Below are 18,504 nucleotides of genomic sequence, written 5' to 3'. Positions count from 1 at the left end.
GGCTCGCTGTCGGCCACCGGTGTCGGCCACGGCACCGACCGCGCCACCCTGGTGGGGCTGATGGGGGAATGGCCGGACCAGGTCGACCCGAAACAGATCGCCCCGCGCATCGAGGCGCTGAAGGCCTCCCGCGAACTGCTGCTGGACGGCAGCCACCCGGTCGCCTTCGACTGGCAGCGCGACCTGCTGCTGCTCGACGAGAACCTGCCGTATCACCCCAACGCCATGACCCTGATCGTCGAAGGCGAGGGCGGCGAACTGCACCGCGACACCTACTACTCCATCGGCGGCGGTTTCGTCGTCGACGAGGCCCAGGCGAAGTCCGGCCAGCTGGACCAGGACGCCACCAAGCTGCCCTACGACTTCTCCAGTGCCGAAGAACTGCTGGAACTCTGCCAGCGCCACAACCTGCGTATCTCCGAGCTGATGCTGGCCAACGAGAAGGCCTGGCGCAGCGAGGCGGAGATCCGCGCTGGCCTGCTGAAACTGTGGGACGCCATGCAGGAATGCGTGCGCAACGGCATGGGCGAGGAAGGTATCCTCCCCGGCGGGCTCAACGTGCGTCGCCGTGCCGCGAAGCTGCACCGCAGCCTGCAGGAGCTGGGCAAGCCCAACGTGATCGGCAGCACCATGAGCGCCATGGAGTGGGTGAACCTCTACGCCCTGGCGGTGAACGAGGAAAACGCCGCCGGCGGGCGCATGGTCACCGCGCCCACCAACGGTGCAGCGGGGATCATCCCGGCGGTGCTGCACTACTACATGCGCTTCAATCCCGAGGCGACTGACGACGACGTGGTGCACTTCTTCCTCGGCGCCGCCGCCGTCGGCATCCTGTGCAAGAAGAACGCCTCGATCTCCGGTGCCGAAGTGGGTTGCCAGGGCGAAGTGGGCTCGGCCTGTGCCATGGCCGCCGCTGGCCTGGCGGAAGTGCTCGGGGCGACCCCGGCGCAGCTGGAGAACGCGGCTGAGATCGGCCTGGAGCACAACCTCGGGCTGACCTGCGACCCGGTGGGCGGGCTGGTGCAAGTGCCGTGCATCGAGCGCAACGCGATCGCCGCGGTGAAGGCGATCAACGCGGCGCAGATGGCCTTGCGCGGCGACGGCGAGCACTTCATCTCGCTGGACCGGGTGATCCGCACCATGCGCGACACCGGCGCCGACATGCACGACAAGTACAAGGAAACCTCGCGCGGTGGCCTGGCCGTGAGTGCCGTGGAGTGCTGATGCCATGACCGCCTATCAAGCCCTGCCAACGTCCGAACACCGCTTCGAATCCATCGGCTTTCTGCTTTTGGACGGCTTCAGCCTGATCGCCCTGGCCGGTTCACTCGAACCGCTGCGCCTGGCCAACCAGCAGCCCGGCGCGGGCCGTTATCGCTGGTGCATCCTGACCTGTGACGGCAACCCGGTGCGCGCCGGCAACGGCATGCAGCTGACGGCCGAAGGTAGCGTCGCCGAGGCATGTGGGCTGGACGCCCTGATCCTCTGCGGTGGCGACGGTGCTCCGCCCGTTCACGCCGGATTGCTCGTACAACTCCGCGATCTGGCCGCCCAGGGCGTGAAGCTGGGCGCGCTGGAATCTGCCCGCACACTGTTGGTCGAAGCCGGTCTGCTTCCGTGCGGCGAAAATGTTCCGGCCTGGGCCAGCCGGATGAGCCTGCGCGAGGCGCTGGCCAGCGCCCAGCCCAAGCTGCGAGAGGTGATCGCGCTGATGGAGGCGAACCTGGAGGAACCCCTCGACCTCGACGACCTGGCCAGCTTCGTCGAGCTGTCCCGTCGCCAGCTGGAAAGGCTGTTCCAGAAGTACCTGCGCTGCTCGCCATCGCGCCATTACCTGAAGCTGCGCCTGCTTCGCGCCCGCCAGCTATTGCGCCAGACCGCGATGCCGGTGGTGCAGGTGGCTTCCGGTTGCGGCTTCCTTTCCCCGCAGAACTTCTCCAAGTGCTACCGCGAGCACTTCGGCATTCCGCCCAGCAACGAGCGGCTGGACAAGCCGCAGCTCTGCCGCAGCGCCATGCACTGATACCGAGTGACACCACCTTCGGGCCCGCCCGTGCCTGGCAGCACGGTTCGGGCCTGTTTTTTTGGTGGGGCGTGAGTGGCGCATCCCTTGTAGGGGCGAATGAATTCGCCCCTACAGAAAAGCGGTTCGCGCCAGCCGGCAAGCCTGAGTCAGCCCACCTTCCCTCACCCCAACCCTCTCCCAGAGGGAGAGGGGGCAGTCCGTGCGCGCTTGGCACGTCGCATCCAGCCTGAGTCACCCCTCTCCCTCCGGGGTGAAGCGGCACGCTTTCGGAAGCACCGCTTCCGGTGCCGATGAACGACTGAGCGCGAAGCGATCAGGCTGGGGCGCAGAGCGGGGGCCGGGGGTGAGGGTGCCCAATCCCCCGCTCGCAGTCACCAAAGACACCTCGGATCGCAACCAAGCCACCCCAGCGGATCTGACCAACTTCGGGTCGGATTCGTACAAAAAGTGGCAGGGGGCTTCTGTTGCAATGCTTTCCAACGGCCCACCAGCCCGGTGTGTCGAGTCAGTGGAAAACAACAAGGGTTCACCGCCATGCAAATGCCCAAGACGCTCCGCATCCGTAACGGCGACAAGGTCAAATCCACCTTCTCCGCCCAGGAATTCGCCAATCGCCAAGCCAAGCTGCGCGCCCATCTGGCGGCGGAGAACATCGATGCTGCGATCTTCACCTCGTACCACAACATCAACTACTACTCCGACTTCCTCTACTGCTCCTTCGGCCGTCCCTACGCGCTGGTGGTGACCCAGGACGACGTCATCAGCATCAGCGCCAACATCGACGGCGGCCAGCCGTGGCGCCGCACCGTCGGCACCGACAACATCGTCTACACCGACTGGCAGCGCGATAACTACTTCGTCGCCATCCAGCAGGCGCTGCCGAAAGCCCGCCGCATTGGCATCGAACATGACCACCTGAACCTGCAGAACCGCGACAAGCTGGCCGCGCGCTATCCGGACGCCGAGCTCGTGGACGTGGCCGCCGCCTGCATGCGTATGCGCATGATCAAGTCCGCCGAAGAGCACGTGATGATCCGTCATGGCGCACGCATCGCCGACATCGGTGGCGCGGCGGTGGTCGAAGCCCTGCGTGACCAGGTGCCGGAATACGAAGTGGCGCTGCACGCCACCCAGGCCATGGTCCGCGCCATTGCTGACACCTTCGAGGACGTGGAGCTGATGGACACCTGGACCTGGTTCCAGTCCGGCATCAACACCGACGGCGCACACAACCCGGTGACCACCCGCAAGGTCAACAAGGGCGACATCCTCAGCCTCAACTGCTTCCCGATGATCGCCGGCTACTACACCGCCCTGGAGCGCACGCTGTTCCTCGACCATTGCTCGGACGACCACCTGCGTCTGTGGCAGGTCAACGTCGAGGTGCATGAAGCCGGCCTCAAGCTGATCAAGCCCGGTGCGCGCTGCAGCGATATCGCCCGCGAGCTGAACGAGATCTTCCTCAAGCACGACGTGCTGCAGTACCGCACCTTCGGCTACGGCCACTCCTTCGGCACCCTCAGCCACTACTACGGCCGCGAGGCCGGTCTGGAACTGCGCGAGGACATCGACACCGTGCTGGAGCCGGGCATGGTGGTGTCCATGGAGCCGATGATCATGCTGCCGGAAGGCCTACCGGGTGCCGGCGGTTATCGCGAACACGACATCCTGATCGTCAACGAGAGCGGTGCCGAGAACATCACCAAATTCCCCTACGGCCCGGAGAAAAACATCATCCGTAAATGATCCAGCCCACGCCCGCGCAGAGCCGACCTCCTGCGCGGGCCGTGGTTTCACGCATCACCACAACAAGAATCGACGCGCGGCATTCACGGGGCCCAGACCCCGCGCACGCGCCGCCTTTTGACTACCCGCTGCCGAACTACACGACATAACAATAGAGGTACAGGCAATGGTCAGGTTTATTGCAGGAACGCTCCCCTGGGGAGCGGCCGACTCAGTGTGCTGCAACGACGGTCGGGACGCTCCCGTCCATACTCCAGGCATCCAGGCGCATTTCCCCAGCGAAGGGGGTGCCCGATGAGCCTTTCCAACCAGACCCTGGCCTACGGCCAGGCCGGCAGCCAGATGGCCAGCAGCGAGCGCAGCACCCTCCGTCGCGCAGCGACCGCCAGCTTCATGGGCAACTTCGTCGAGTGGTTCGACTACGCCGCCTATGGCTACCTGGCTGCGGTGATCGCGGTGGTGTTCTTCCCCGCCACCGACAAGACCACCGGCCTGCTGGCGGCCTTCGCGGTGTTCGCCATTTCCTTCATCGTCCGCCCCATCGGCGGCATCGTCTGGGGCCATATCGGCGACCGTTACGGCCGGCGTAACGCCCTGTCCCTGTCCATCCTCATCATGTCCGGCGCCACCTTCTGCATCGCGCTGCTGCCGACTTACGCCCAGGTGGGCATGTTTGCGCCGCTGCTGCTCCTGCTGATTCGCCTGGTGCAGGGGTTCTCCGCCTCGGGGGAATACGCCGGCGCGGCAGCCTTCCTCGCCGAGTACGCGCCCGACAACAAGCGCGGTTTCTACACCTGCCTGGTGCCGGCCAGCACGGCGGCGGGGCTGTTGTTCGGTTCGCTGTTCGCGGCGCTGCTTTATTCGCAGCTGGATACCGAGCAACTGCACAGCTGGGGCTGGCGCATCCCGTTCCTCCTGGCGGCGCCGCTGGGGCTGATCGGCCGCTATATCCGCCTGCACCTGCAGGACACGCCCAAGTTCCGCGAAATGGAGCAGGCGATGGAGCAGAAGGAAGCCGGGCACAAGGTGCCGATCCGTGAGCTGATGGGCGTGCATCGCAAGAAAGTGCTGGTGGCCATTGGCGTCACCTGCCTCAACGCGGTGGCCTTCTACCTGATCCTCAGCTACATGCCGACCTACCTCTCCACCGAGATGGGCATGACCGAAACCGACTCCTTCCTGGCGTCCACCGTGTCGCTGGCGACCTACATCGGTTTCATCTTCCTGATGGGCAAGCTGTCCGACCGTTTCGGCCGAAAGACCATGCTGATCGCCGCGTCCCTGCTGTTCCTCGGGCTCACGGTGCCGCTGTTCGGCCTGCTGGAAGGGCAGGGCTTCGTCTTCATCCTGCTGATCCAGATTGCCTTCGGCCTGATGCTGGCGATGAACGACGGCACCCTGCCGTGCTTCCTCGCCGAGGTCTTCCCGACGCGGGTGCGCTACAGCGGCTTCGCCTTCAGCTTCAACACGGCCAACGCCCTGTTTGGCGGGACGGCGCCCTTCATCGCCACCTGGCTGATCAGCCAGACCGGCGACAAGCTCGCCCCTGCCTGGATGCTGGTGGCGGCAGCGGCCGTGGCCCTGCTGGCGATGCTCTGCATCAGCGAGACGGCGCACCGGGCCCTGGCAGACGACTGACCACTGGCGATCCTGCCAACTTCGGGTCGGATACGTACAAAAACCCGCCATTCACTTCTGATGCAATGTCATGAGCGGAAGTCCGTCTGGCGCCGAAGATTCCTGGAGTATTTCGATGAGCAAGAGTGTTTTCGTAGGTGAGCTGACCTGGAAGGAGTACGAGGCGCGTGTCGCGGCAGGTGACTGCGTGCTGATGCTGCCGGTCGGTGCCCTGGAACAGCATGGCCACCACATGTGCATGAACGTGGATGTCCTGCTGCCCACGGCGGTGTGCCAGCGCGTCGCCGAGCGCATCGGTGCGCTGGTGCTGCCGGGCCTGCAATACGGCTACAAGTCCCAGCAGAAGTCCGGCGGCGGCAACCACTTCCCCGGTACCACCAGCCTGGACGGTGCCACCCTCACCGGCACGGTGCAGGACATCATCCGCGAGCTGGCGCGTCACGGCGTGCGCCGCCTGGTGCTGATGAACGGCCACTACGAGAACTCGATGTTCATCGTCGAGGGCATCGACCTCGCCCTGCGTGAGCTGCGCTATGCCGGTATCCATGACTTCAAGGTGGTGGTGCTGTCCTACTGGGATTTCGTGAAGGACCCGGAGGTGATCCAGCAGCTCTATCCCGAGGGCTTCCTCGGTTGGGACATCGAGCACGGCGGTGTCTTCGAGACCTCGCTGATGCTCGCCCTGTACCCGGACCTTGTGGACCTGGAGCGCGTCGTCGATCACCCGCCCGCGACCTTCCCGCCCTACGACGTGTTCCCGGTGGACCCGACGCGCACCCCGGCGCCGGGCACCCTGTCGTCGGCGAAGACCGCCAGCCGGGAGAAGGGCGGGCTGATCCTCGAGGTCTGCGTCCAGGGCATCGCCGACGCCATCACCCAGGAGTTCCCGCGCGCCTGACCCGGCATTGCGTCACCCCGAACAGAACAAGCGACTTCACAACTACAACAAGGGACCGCCGCGGCGGTCCGCGAGGAAGTTTCAGCTATGTCCAATTCTGACGCACACAAAGAGTACGGGCTCAGCCAGATCAAGCCCGAGGAACGCAGCTACGGCTTCGTCGACACGGTCTGGACCTGGTTCGGCTCCGGCATCAACACCGGTTCCTGGTTCTTCGGCGGCATGGCCGCCGCGCTGGGCATGGTCTTCGTCCTGCAATACAGCCTGCTCTGGCTGCCGCTGATGATGATCCCCTGGGCGGTGGTGGCCTACATCGGCTACCGCTATGGCGCCAGCACGGCCGTGGTTTCGCGCCCGGCGCTGGGCACCAAGGGCTCACGCCTGACTGGCATTGCGCAGTTCCTGGTGCTGATCGGCTGGCCCAGTGTGAACAGCTTCATTGCCGCCATTTCCCTCAGCCATGTCTTCGGCGCGGCATTTGGCTGGCCGACATTTGGCCAGCCAGGGTCAACCGGTCCGATGGTCCTGGGTATCCTGCTGACCGCTGTGGCCCAAGGGGTGATCACTTTCCTCGGGCATGAGGCGATCCGCTACCTGGAGCGCGTGGCAGGCATCCTGTTGCTGGTGCTGGGCGCCTGGGTGACCCATGTGGTGCTGTCGCAGTGGGAGCTGAAACAGATCATGGAGTTCAAGGTGGCGGCGCCGACCCACAGCGTGGCCTTCTTCATCGACCTGGCCTTCGGCTTCTCCTGGACCTGGGCGCAGGTGGCGGACTTCTCGCGCTTCTCCAAGACCGGGACGGCGGCCAGTGTGGGCAGCTGGCTGGGGCTCAATATCGGCCAGGGCTGGTTCATGGTCATCGGCGCCGTCGGTGCCATCGGCGTGGCGCTGCAGAGCGGCTTCGTCGACCCGAACAACTCAGATCCCAGTTCCACGCTGGCGACCCTTGGCCTCGGCATGGTGTCGTTCCTGGTGCTGATCTTCGCTACCGTGAGCACCAACGTGACAGTGCTCTACGGCTCGGGCATGGGCCTGCTCGGCGCCTTCAAGGGCCTCACGCCGAAGAAGGCGCTGGCGATCATCGTCGTGCTGCAACTGGTGCTGTGCTTCGTGCCGATGGGCTTCGATTCTTTCCTGCATTACTTCGAGACCTTCCTCGGCGTGATCGGCGGCATCTTCATCCCGCTCTGGACCATCATCCTGGTGGACTACTTCTGCGTGCGGGGCAAGCGCCTGTCCGACCGTGACCTGTTCGCCGATGCCGGTGGCGCCTACTACGGCAGCAATGGCTGGAACATGGCAGGGATCGCCTCCCTGGTAGTGGGCTTCGCCGTCTACTTCGTCCTGGCCCATGTGTTCAAGGACGTGGCGGAGCAGATCACCGCGAGCTTCCCCGCCATCCTGGTGTCCGGCCTGGCTTACTGGCTGCTGGCGAAGAAGCCGGTGGTAGCGCTCAGCGGAGGTGTCGAGCGGGACGCCTGATTCAAAGGACGGAATAGAAAACGCCGCCCCCGAGAGGAGGGCGGCGTTTTTGTTTTGGCGCGTTTTGGCAGAAGAGGTGAAGCGGGCTTGTAGGGGCGAATTGATTCGCCCAGCAGGCCGCAGGTCTGCCATCGGGGGCTGCAGGGGGCAGCTTCGCCGCCCTTGGCGAATGAATTCGCCCCTACAGATGCAACGGACTCTGCTTGCGCTCCCCGCGCGGCGAATGGCCAAAGAAGCGGCTGTAGCACTTGGAGAAGTGCGCCGGCGAGGCGAAGCCGCAGGCCAGGGCGATGTCGCGCACCTGGGACTCGCTACGCAGCAGCAGGTCGCGGGCACGGTTCAGGCGCAGTTCCAGGTAGTACTGGCTGGGGGTACGGTCCAGGTACTTGTGGAACAGCCGTTCCAGCTGGCGTACCGATACTTCGTTGAGCTGGGCCAGTTCTTCCAGTTCCAGCGGTTCCTCCAGGTTGGCTTCCATGATCGCGACGATCTGGCTCAGCTTCGGCTGGGCGTGCCCGAGCTTCTGCCGTAGTGGAACGCGTTGCTGCTCGCGGGCGCCGCGCATGCGGTCGCAGAGAAGCAGTTCCGCGGCGCGGGTAGCGATCTCCACGCCGCCCGGCTCGCGGGCGATGAGCTGCAGGGTCATGTCCATGGACGCGGTGCCGCCGGAGCAGGTGTAGCGATCGCGATCCAGCTCGAACAGCTGGTTGGAGATGACGATGCCGGGGAACTTGTCCTTCACCTGCTCGATGTCTTCCCAATGCACCGTGCAGCGATAGCCCTTGAGCAGCTCGGCGCTGGCCAGCAGGTGGCTGCCGGTGCAGATGCCGCCCAGGGCCACGTCGTGCTGGGACAGCTTGCGTACCCAGTTGAGCAGGCGGCGGTCGTAGCGGGACGGCATGGGGTTGGAACCGACGACGAACAGGGCGTCCAGCGTGGGCGCGTCCTCGAGGCTGTGGTCGGGAACCACGCGCATGCCATTGCTGGCTTGCACCGGTTCGTGGTCGGCGGCGATCAGCAGGGTACGGAACAGGGGGCGCTTGGCGGCCAGGTTGGCCATGCGCAGGGTCTCGATCGCCGAGGCGAATCCGATAGTGGTGAAGTTGGGGATCAGCAGGAAACCGAAGGTCTTCACTGCATGCGGCCGGGACTGGGCCTGGATTTCGTCGACGGACGGCGCCGCAAGGTTCGCAACAGCCATGGGTTCTTCCTCCACTGCATCGACTGTCGTTTTTGGGTATTGGCGGGTGAGGCAGAAGTCGAAATGCAGTTCTGTCTTTTTATTGTTCTGCGGCACGGGAGCAGGCCAGCGCCGGAGTCCAGCTTACACCCATTCCAGGCCCGCATCAGCGGCGTCCCTGAGCGATATCCGGGGGTTGGCGGAGAGGTCTTCGGTAATCGAACAGTTTTCCGTCGCTGCCTGGGCAAGTTTGGGCATTTACACGTCGCAAACAGGCAAACGGGGTGTCGGACTAACTCGCACAATCGGCCGCAACAGGCTGGCACCGACCGTATTGCAGCGGCAGGTGCCAAGCCCCCAAAACAACAGAGACGACAGCGGGTTGTCGCAGGAGATCATCGATGTTCAGCAAGCAAGACCAGATCCAGGGTTACGACGACGAACTGTTCAGCGCGATGCAGGAAGAAGAGCACCGTCAGGAAGACCACATCGAGCTGATCGCCTCGGAAAACTACACCAGCAAGCGCGTGATGGAAGCCCAGGGCAGCGGCCTGACCAACAAGTACGCCGAAGGCTACCCGGGCAAGCGCTACTACGGTGGTTGCGAGTTCGTCGACAAGGTCGAGCAGCTGGCCATCGACCGCGCCAAGCAGCTGTTCGGCGCCGATTACGCCAACGTCCAGCCGCACTCCGGCTCGCAAGCCAACAGCGCCGTCTACCTGGCCCTGCTGAACGCCGGTGACACCATCCTCGGCATGAGCCTGGCCCACGGCGGCCACCTGACCCACGGCGCCAAGGTGTCGTCCTCCGGCAAGCTCTATAACGCCGTGCAGTACGGCCTGGACACCGCCACCGGCCTGATCGACTACGACGAAGTCGAGCGCCTGGCCGTCGAGCACAAGCCGAAGATGATCGTTGCCGGCTTCTCCGCTTACTCCAAGACCCTCGACTTCCCGCGCTTCCGCGCCATCGCCGACAAGGTAGGTGCACTGCTGTTCGTCGACATGGCCCACGTCGCCGGCCTGGTCGCCGCTGGCCTGTACCCGAACCCGCTGCCCTACGCCGACGTGGTCACCACCACCACTCACAAGACCCTGCGCGGTCCGCGTGGCGGCCTGATCCTGGCCAAGTCCAATGAAGAGATCGAGAAGAAGCTGAACTCCGCCGTGTTCCCCGGCGCCCAGGGCGGCCCGCTCATGCACGTGATCGCCGCCAAGGCGGTGTGCTTCAAGGAAGCGCTGGAGCCCGGCTTCAAGGAATACCAGGCCCAGGTGATCAAGAACGCCCAGGCCATGGCCGGCGTATTCATCAAGCGCGGCTACGACGTGGTCTCCGGCGGCACTGACAACCACCTGTTCCTGGTCAGCCTGATCAAGCAGGGCAAGACCGGCAAAGAGGCTGACGCTGCCCTGGGTCGCGCGGGCATCACCGTGAACAAGAACGCCGTACCGAACGATCCGCAGTCGCCCTTCGTGACCTCGGGCGTACGCATCGGCACCCCGGCCATCACCAGCCGTGGCTTCAAGGAAGCCCAGAGCACCGAGCTGGCCGGCTGGATCTGCGACATCCTCGACCATCTCGGCGATGCCGACGTGGAAGCCCAGGTGGCCAAGCAGGTCGCCGGCCTCTGCGCCGACTTCCCCGTCTACCGCTAATCCAGGAGTCCGAACATGCAACGTTATTCCGGCTTCGGTCTGTTCAAGCACTCCCTGAGCCACCACGAAAACTGGCAACGCATGTGGCGCAACCCAACGCCGAAGCCGGTCTATGACGTGATCATCGTCGGCGGTGGCGGCCACGGCCTGGCCACCGCCTACTACCTGGCCAAGGAATTCGGCGTGAAGAACGTCGCGGTGGTGGAGAAGGGCTGGCTGGGCGGCGGCAACACTGCGCGCAACACCACCATCGTCCGCTCCAACTACCTGTGGGACGAGGCGGCGCAGCTGTACGAGCACGCGATGAAACTGTGGGAAGGCCTGTCCCAGGACCTGAACTACAACGTGATGTTCTCCCAGCGTGGCGTCTACAACCTCTGCCACACCCTGCAGGACATGCGTGACTCGGCTCGCCGGGTCAACGCCAACCGCCTGAATGGCGTGGATGGCGAACTGCTGGACGCTCGCCAGGTAGCCGAGGAGATTCCCTTCCTCGACTGCAGCAAGAGCACCCGTTACCCGATCATGGGTTCGACCGTTCAGCGTCGTGGGGGCGTGGCCCGCCATGACGCCGTGGCCTGGGGCTACGCCCGTGCCGCCGACGCCCTGGGCGTCGATCTGCTGCAGAACACCGAGGTGCTCGGTTTCCGCAAGCAGGATGGCGCGGTGATCGGTGTCGAAACCAACCGCGGCTTCATCGGCGCCAAGCGCGTCGGCGTGGTCACCGCCGGTAACTCCGGCCACATGGCCAAGCAGGCCGGCTTCCGTCTGCCGCTGGAATCCCACCCGCTGCAGGCCCTGGTGTCCGAGCCGATCAAGCCGATCATCCACAGCGTGATCATGTCCAACGCCGTGCACGGCTACATCAGCCAGTCCGACAAGGGCGACCTGGTCATCGGTGCCGGTATCGACGGCTACAACGGCTACGGCCAGCGCGGCTCCTACGGGACCATCGAGCACACCCTGCAGGCGATCGTGGAGATGTTCCCGATCCTCTCCCGCGTGCGCATGAACCGTCAGTGGGGCGGCATCGTGGATACCACCCCGGACGCCTGCCCGATCATCTCCAAGACCCCGGTGAAGAACCTGTTCTTCAACTGCGGCTGGGGTACCGGCGGCTTCAAGGCCACCCCGGGCTCGGGCCACGTCTTCGCGGCGAGCCTGGCGCGTGGCGAGATGCACCCGCTGGCCAAGCCCTTCTCCATCGACCGTTTCCATACCGGCGCACTGATCGACGAGCACGGCGCCGCTGCCGTGGCTCACTAAGGAGAATCGCCATGCTGCACATTTTCTGTCCTTACTGTGGCGAGCTGCGCTCCGAAGAGGAATTCCACGCCAAGGGCCAGGCGCACATCCCGCGCCCCCTGGATCCGAACGCCTGCACCGACGAGGAGTGGGGCGACTACATCTTCTTCCGCGACAACCCGCGCGGCATCCACCACGAGCTGTGGGTGCACTCGGCCGGCTGCCGCAAGTATTTCAACGCCACGCGCCACACCGTGAGCTACGAAATCCTCGAAACCTACAAGATCGGTGAGAAACCCACTGTCACCGAGGCCAACGTCGGCGAGAAGAAAGCCGCGACCGCAGGAGTAACGGCATGAGCCAGGTCAATCGCCTTCCCAAGGGTGGCCGCGTCGATCGCAGCCAATCGCTGACCTTCACCTTCAACGGCCAGAACTATCAGGGCTTTGCCGGTGACACCCTGGCCGCGGCCCTGCTGGCCAACGGCGTCGACATCGTCGGCCGCAGCTTCAAGTACTCCCGTCCGCGCGGCATCGTCGCCGCCGGTGCGGAAGAGCCCAACGCCGTGCTGCAGATCGGTTCCACCGAAGCCTCCCAGGTGCCCAACGTGCGTGCCACCCAGCAGGCGCTCTACGCGGGCCTGGTCGCCAACAGCACCAACGGCTGGCCGAACGTGAACAACGACGTCATGGGCATCCTCGGCAAGGTCGGCGGCGGCATGATGCCGCCCGGGTTCTACTACAAGACCTTCATGTATCCGCAGAACCTGTGGCTGACCTACGAGAAGTACATCCGCAAGGCCGCCGGCCTCGGTCGTGCGCCTCTGGAAGTCGACCCGGACATCTACGACCACATGAACCAGTACTGCGACGTGCTGGTGGTCGGCGCCGGTCCTGCCGGTATCGCCGCCGCCCTGGCCGCTGGCCGTAGCGGCGCCCGTGTGATCCTCGCCGACGAGCAGGAAGAGTTCGGTGGCAGCCTGCTGGATACCCGCGAGACCCTGGACGGCAAACCCGCGTCGGAGTGGGTGGCCAAGGCCATCGCCGAGCTGGAGAAGCTGCCGGAAGTGACCCTGCTGCCGCGCGCCACGGTGAACGGCTATCACGACCACAACTTCCTCACCATCCACCAGCGCCTGACCGATCACCTGGGCGAAGTCGCGCCCCATGGCCAGGCCCGTCACCGCGTCCATCGCGTCCGTGCCAAGCGCGTGGTGCTGGCCGCCGGCGCCCACGAGCGTCCGCTGGTGTATTCGAACAACGACGTGCCGGGCAACATGCTTGCCGGCGCCGTCTCTACCTATGTGAACCGCTACGGCGTGGCGCCGGGTCGCCAGCTGGTGCTGTCCACCAACAACGATTACGCCTACCGCGTGGTGCTGGACTGGCTCGACGCCGGCCAGCAGGTGGTGGCCGTGGCTGATGCCCGCAGCAACCCGCGTGGTGCCTGGGTGGAAGAAGCCCGCGCTCGTGGCGTGCGCATCCTCACCGGCAGCGCCGTGGTCGAGGCCCGTGGCAGCAAGCGCGTCACTGGCGCCCGTATCTGCGCCATCGACCTGAAGGGCCACAAGGTCACCAGCCCCGGCGAAGTGGTGGAGTGCGACCTGATCGTCAGCTCCGGCGGCTACAGCCCGGTGGTGCACCTGGCTTCCCACCTGGGCGGCAAGCCGATCTGGCGTGAAGACATCCTCGCCTTCGTGCCTGGTGAAGGCTTCCAGAAGCGCATCTGCGCTGGTGCGGTGAATGGCGTGTTCGGTCTGGGCGACGCCCTGGCCGATGGTTTCGAAGCGGGCGCCAAGGCCGCTGCCGAAGCCGGCTTCAAGAAGGTCGAAGGCACTCTGCCGAAGACCGAGAAGCGCAAGGAAGAGGCCACGGTGGCTCTGTTCCAGGTGCCCCACGACAAGTCCACTTCCCGTGCGCCGAAGCAGTTCGTCGACTTCCAGAACGACGTCACCTCCGCCGGTATCGAACTGGCCACCCGTGAAGGCTTCGAGTCGGTCGAGCACGTCAAGCGCTACACCGCGCTGGGCTTCGGTACCGATCAGGGCAAGCTGGGCAACATCAACGGTCTGGCCATCGCCGCCCGTTCGATGGGCATCAGCATCACCGAGATGGGCACCACCATGTTCCGCCCGAACTACACCCCGGTGACCTTCGGCGCTGTTGCCGGCCGTCACTGCGGCCACCTGTTCGAGCCCAAGCGCTACACCGCCATGCAGCGCTGGCACTTGGAGCAGGGCGCGGAATTCGAGGACGTCGGCCAGTGGAAGCGCCCGTGGTACTTCCCCAAGCGCGGCGAAGACATGCACGCAGCGGTCGCCCGCGAGTGCAAGGCCGTGCGTGACAGCGTGGGCATCCTCGACGCCTCGACCCTCGGCAAGATCGACATCCAGGGCCCGGATGCGCGCGAGTTCCTCAACCGCGTGTACTCCAACGCCTGGACCAAGCTGGACGTGGGCAAGGCCCGCTACGGCCTGATGTGCAAGGAAGACGGCATGGTCTTCGACGACGGCGTGACCGCCTGCGTCGGCGAGAACCACTTCATCATGACCACCACCACCGGCGGTGCCGCCCGGGTGATGGAATGGCTGGAGATCTACCACCAGACCGAATGGCCGGAGCTGAAGGTGTACTTCACCTCGGTCACCGACCACTGGGCCACCATGACCCTGTCCGGCCCCAACAGCCGCAAGCTGCTGGCCGAGGTCACCGACATCGACCTGGACAAGGACGCCTTCCCCTTCATGACCTGGAAGGAAGGCCTGGTGGGTGGCGTACCGGCGCGGGTGTTCCGGATCTCCTTCACCGGTGAGCTTTCCTACGAAGTGAACGTGCAGGCCGACTACGCCCTGGGCGTGTGGGAGAAAGTCGTCGAGGCGGGCAAGAAGTACAACCTGACCCCGTACGGCACCGAAACCATGCACGTACTGCGGGCCGAGAAGGGCTTCATCATCGTCGGTCAGGACACCGACGGCTCGGTGACCCCGGACGACCTGAACATGGGCTGGTGCGTCGGTCGCAGCAAGGCCTTCTCCTGGATCGGCTGGCGTGGCATGAACCGCGAAGACTGCCTGCGTGAAGATCGCAAGCAACTGGTGGGCCTGAAACCCATCGACCCGAACAAGGTGCTGCCGGAAGGCGCCCAGCTGGTGTTCGATCCGAAGCAGTCCATCCCGATGAAGATGGTCGGCCACGTCACCTCCAGCTACATGAGCGCGACCATGGGTTATTCCTTCGCCATGGCAGTGGTCAAGGGCGGCTTGAAGCGCATGGGTGAGCGTGTGTTCGCACCGCTGGCCGATGGCAGCGTCATCGAAGCCGAAATCTGCAGCTCCGTGTTCTATGACCCGAAAGGGGATCGCCAGAATGTCTAACGTGAACGTCTACAAACAGCGTCCTGATGCCGCCCATGCCGAGTCGCCGCTGTACCACGCCGGCCTCGATGAGCTGGCGCGCAAGGGCAAGAGCAGCGCCGGCGTGGTCCTGCGCGAGAAGAAGCTCCTCGGCCACCTGGTGATCCGTGGTGACGCCAAGGACCCGGCCTTCTCCGGCGGCGTGCACAGCGCCCTCGGCCTGGAGCTGCCGGTGGCCCTGACCCTGGTGGCCAACGGCGATACCTCGCTGCAGTGGCTGGGCCCGGATGAGTGGCTGCTCATCGTGCCGAGCGGCCAGGAGTTCGAGACCGAACAGCGCCTGCGCAAGGCGCTGGATGGCCAGCACATCTCCGTGGTCAACGTCAGTGGCGGCCAGACCCTCGTCGAGCTCTCCGGACCCCATGTCCGCGACGTGCTGATGAAGTCCACGGTCTACGACGTACACCCCAGCAATTTCCCGGTTGGCAAGGCCGTCGGCACCACCTTCGGCAAGGCCGGCGCGGTGATTCGCCACACCGGCGAAGACACCTGGGAACTGCTGATCCGCCGCAGCTTCTCCGACTACATCTGGCTGTGGCTGCAGGACGCCAGCGCGGAGTACGGCCTGGCGGTGAAAGCCTGACCGGACGCACGGATAGTCCCCTCTCCCTCTAGGAGAGGGTTGGGGTGAGGGATACCCCGTGCCACTCGGACCTTCCCTCACCCCCGGCCCCTCTCCCTCTGGGAGAGGGGAGATAAAACATCGGAGTCCGCATATGAGCCGCACCCCCGATACCTGGATTCTCACCGCCCAATGCCCGAGTGTGCTCGGTACCGTGGATGCGGTGACGCGCTTTCTCTTCGAGCAGCGCTGCTACGTCACCGAGCACCATTCGTTCGATGACCGGCTGTCGTCGCGCTTCTTCATCCGTGTCGAATTCCGCCAGCCGGATGGCTTCGACGAGCAGGCCTTCCGGGCCGGTCTGGACGAGCGCCTGGCGCCCTTCGACATGCAGGTGGAGCTGACGCCGCCGGGCTATCGCGCCAAGGTGGTGATCATGGTGTCCAAGGCCGACCACTGCCTGAACGACCTGCTCTATCGCCAGCGCATCGGCCAACTGGAAATGGACGTGGTGGCTGTGGTCTCCAACCATCCGGACCTGGAACCCCTTGCCCGCTGGCACGGGATTCCCTACCACCACTTCCCCCTCGACCCCAACGACAAGCCGGCCCAGGAACGCCGCGTGATGCAGGTGATCGAGCAGACCGGTGCCGAACTGGTGGTACTCGCCCGCTACATGCAGGTGCTCTCGCCCGAGCTGTGCAAGAAGCTCGATGGCTGGGCGATCAACATCCACCACTCGCTGCTGCCCGGCTTCAAGGGCGCCAAGCCGTATCACCAGGCCTACCAGAAGGGGGTGAAGCTGGTGGGGGCGACGGCGCATTACATCAATAACGACCTCGACGAAGGTCCGATCATCACTCAGGGCGTCGAGGCGGTGGATCACGCCCACTACCCCGAGGACCTGGTCGCCAAGGGCCGCGACATTGAGTGCCTGACCCTGGCCAAGGCCGTCGGCTATCACATCGAGCGGCGCGTGTTCCTCAACGCCAACCGGACGGTGGTGCTCAACGCTTGAATCCGTAGGGTGCGCCGTGCGCACCTTCGGGACCCATTGGTGCGCACGGCGCACCCTACTTTCGCGGGGACCGCGCTGCCAGATTCCACGAGCGGCTCCCGGCAACAGATGCAAGCTCCAGTGCAAGGCCGCGTGGCCAATGGCCGCGCCTTTGTGTTCACAACAACAACGGAGAATTACGCATGTCTGGTAATCGTGGTGTCGTTTATCTAGGTTCGGGCAAGGTCGAAGTCCAGAAGATCGACTACCCCAAAATGCAGGACCCTCGCGGCAAGAAGATCGAACACGGGGTCATCCTCAAAGTCGTCTCCACCAACATCTGCGGCTCGGACCAGCACATGGTGCGCGGCCGTACCACCGCCCAGGTCGGCCTCGTGCTCGGCCACGAGATCACCGGTGAGGTGATCGAGAAGGGCAGCGACGTCGAGAACCTGAAGATCGGCGACCTGGTTTCCGTGCCCTTCAACGTCGCCTGCGGCCGCTGCCGCTCCTGCAAGGAAATGCACACCGGCGTGTGCCTGACCGTCAACCCGGCCCGTGCCGGCGGCGCCTACGGCTATGTCGACATGGGCGACTGGACCGGCGGCCAGGCCGAATACGTGCTGGTGCCCTACGCCGACTTCAACCTGCTGAAACTGCCGGATCGCGACAAGGCCATGGAGAAGATCCGTGACCTGACCTGCCTCTCCGACATCCTGCCCACCGGCTACCACGGCGCGGTCACCGCCGGCGTGGGCCCGGGCAGCACCGTGTACGTTGCCGGCGCCGGCCCTGTGGGCCTCGCCGCTGCCGCCTCCGCCCGCCTGCTGGGCGCTGCAGTCGTCATCGTCGGCGACCTCAACCCCGCCCGCCTGGCCCACGCCAAGGCACAAGGCTTCGAGATCGCCGACCTGTCGCTGGACACCCCGCTGCACGAGCAGATCGCCGCGCTGCTGGGCGAGCCGGAAGTGGATTGCGCAGTGGATGCGGTGGGCTTCGAAGCTCGCGGCCACGGCCATGAAGGCGCCAAGCACGAAGCCCCGGCCACCGTGCTCAACTCGCTGATGCAGGTCACCCGCGTGGCCGGCAAGATCGGTATCCCCGGCCTCTACGTGACCGAAGACCCGGGTGCGGTGGATGCCGCCGCCAAGATCGGCGCCCTGAGCATTCGCTTCGGCCTCGGCTGGGCGAAATCCCACAGCTTCCACACCGGCCAGACCCCGGTGATGAAGTACAACCGCGCGCTCATGCAAGCGATCATGTGGGACCGCATCAACATCGCGGAAGTGGTGGGCGTGCAGGTCATCAGCCTGGACGACGCCCCGCGCGGCTACGGCGAGTTCGATGCCGGCGTACCGAAGAAATTCGTCATCGACCCGCACAAGACCTTCAGCGCGGCCTGATCGACTGCAATACCCCGACGCCGCGATGTGACAGCCGTGGCGTCTGTCCCTCAAGGGGCCCTTCGGGGCCCCTTTTTTTATTTGGGCGAGGCCTGCCTTGTTGTGGGGGCGAATTCATTTGAACTTGGGAAACCACGTCCTGAGGACGTGGTCATGAGTCATCGGCTCTGCCTGTGACGATTCGACTGCTTGGGCTGGCAGGATGAAGGCGATCGGGTAGGGTGCGCCGTGCGCACCGGCGGTTTGGCCTGGTGCCGAAG

At 65.0% G+C, this 18,504-nt stretch carries 14 protein-coding genes; 13 read left to right on the top strand and 1 reads right to left on the bottom strand.

All coding sequences use genetic code 11. From position 1 onward, the window contains the following. The 6 genes from E8E91_RS24215 to E8E91_RS24190 all read left to right on the top strand — a co-directional run. A partial coding sequence (locus tag E8E91_RS24215; RefSeq protein ID WP_280379455.1) for an L-serine ammonia-lyase occupies window positions 1-1,224 on the top strand: 1,224 nt, incomplete at its 5' end. 4 nt (window positions 1,225-1,228) lie between these two features. After that, on the top strand, window positions 1,229-2,023 hold the full coding sequence (locus E8E91_RS24210) for a helix-turn-helix domain-containing protein (RefSeq protein WP_280379453.1): 795 nt from the start codon (window positions 1,229-1,231) through the stop codon (window positions 2,021-2,023). Window positions 2,024-2,560: 537 nt separating this feature from the next. Beyond that, entirely contained in the window at window positions 2,561-3,772 is a 1,212-nt protein-coding gene (locus tag E8E91_RS24205; protein ID WP_280379451.1) for a M24 family metallopeptidase, read from the top strand. Between the two features lie 294 nt (window positions 3,773-4,066). Further along, window positions 4,067-5,410 carry an MFS transporter gene (locus E8E91_RS24200; RefSeq protein WP_190834306.1) on the top strand — a complete coding sequence of 448 codons (1,344 nt, stop codon included), beginning with the start codon at window positions 4,067-4,069 and terminating at the stop codon, window positions 5,408-5,410. Window positions 5,411-5,525: 115 nt separating this feature from the next. Then, complete coding sequence (locus E8E91_RS24195; protein ID WP_280379448.1) at window positions 5,526-6,308, top strand: creatininase; 783 nt, start codon at window positions 5,526-5,528, stop codon at window positions 6,306-6,308. A gap of 87 nt (window positions 6,309-6,395) precedes the next feature. Beyond that, window positions 6,396-7,790 carry a cytosine permease gene (locus E8E91_RS24190; RefSeq protein ID WP_280379446.1) on the top strand — a complete coding sequence of 465 codons (1,395 nt, stop codon included), beginning with the start codon at window positions 6,396-6,398 and terminating at the stop codon, window positions 7,788-7,790. Window positions 7,791-7,971: 181 nt separating this feature from the next. Here the strand turns inward: E8E91_RS24190 and E8E91_RS24185 are convergent, their stop codons facing one another. Further along, window positions 7,972-8,991, bottom strand: a complete 1,020-nt coding sequence (locus tag E8E91_RS24185; protein ID WP_280379445.1) for a GlxA family transcriptional regulator — start codon at window positions 8,989-8,991, stop codon at window positions 7,972-7,974. Between the two features lie 380 nt (window positions 8,992-9,371). Here E8E91_RS24185 and glyA point away from each other — a divergent pair, with 380 nt between their 5' ends. The 7 genes from glyA to fdhA all read left to right on the top strand — a co-directional run bounded on the left by glyA (window position 9,372) and on the right by fdhA (window position 18,244). Further along, the gene (gene glyA, locus E8E91_RS24180) at window positions 9,372-10,625 is read left to right on the top strand and encodes a serine hydroxymethyltransferase (protein WP_280379443.1); all 1,254 of its coding nucleotides are present in this window, start codon (window positions 9,372-9,374) and stop codon (window positions 10,623-10,625) included. 15 nt (window positions 10,626-10,640) lie between these two features. Continuing rightward, window positions 10,641-11,891: a sarcosine oxidase subunit beta gene (locus tag E8E91_RS24175; RefSeq protein WP_077520519.1), complete on the top strand. Its 1,251-nt coding sequence runs from the start codon at window positions 10,641-10,643 to the stop codon at window positions 11,889-11,891. Between the two features lie 11 nt (window positions 11,892-11,902). Continuing rightward, a complete protein-coding gene (locus E8E91_RS24170; RefSeq protein WP_044871165.1) occupies window positions 11,903-12,229 on the top strand; it encodes a sarcosine oxidase subunit delta in 327 nt (108 codons plus the stop codon). Continuing rightward, window positions 12,226-15,243, top strand: coding sequence for a sarcosine oxidase subunit alpha (locus tag E8E91_RS24165; protein WP_280379441.1), 3,018 nt, complete (start codon window positions 12,226-12,228; stop codon window positions 15,241-15,243). The genes E8E91_RS24170 and E8E91_RS24165 overlap by 4 nt, the downstream gene beginning before the upstream one ends. After that, window positions 15,236-15,865 (top strand): sarcosine oxidase subunit gamma family protein, encoded by a 630-nt coding sequence (gene soxG, locus E8E91_RS24160; protein WP_280379440.1) that lies wholly within the window; start codon window positions 15,236-15,238, stop codon window positions 15,863-15,865. The genes E8E91_RS24165 and soxG overlap by 8 nt, the downstream gene beginning before the upstream one ends. 133 nt (window positions 15,866-15,998) lie before the next feature. Beyond that, the gene (gene purU, locus E8E91_RS24155) at window positions 15,999-16,862 is read left to right on the top strand and encodes a formyltetrahydrofolate deformylase (protein WP_280379438.1); all 864 of its coding nucleotides are present in this window, start codon (window positions 15,999-16,001) and stop codon (window positions 16,860-16,862) included. 182 nt (window positions 16,863-17,044) lie between these two features. Then, window positions 17,045-18,244 carry a formaldehyde dehydrogenase, glutathione-independent gene (fdhA, locus tag E8E91_RS24150; RefSeq protein ID WP_108240792.1) on the top strand — a complete coding sequence of 400 codons (1,200 nt, stop codon included), beginning with the start codon at window positions 17,045-17,047 and terminating at the stop codon, window positions 18,242-18,244. The last annotated feature ends 260 nt before the right edge of the window (window positions 18,245-18,504 follow it).

This window comes from Pseudomonas sp. BN515 (assembly GCF_029873155.1).
Classification (GTDB): Bacteria; Pseudomonadota; Gammaproteobacteria; order Pseudomonadales; family Pseudomonadaceae; genus Metapseudomonas.
This window is presented reverse-complemented; position numbering and strand designations above follow the sequence as displayed.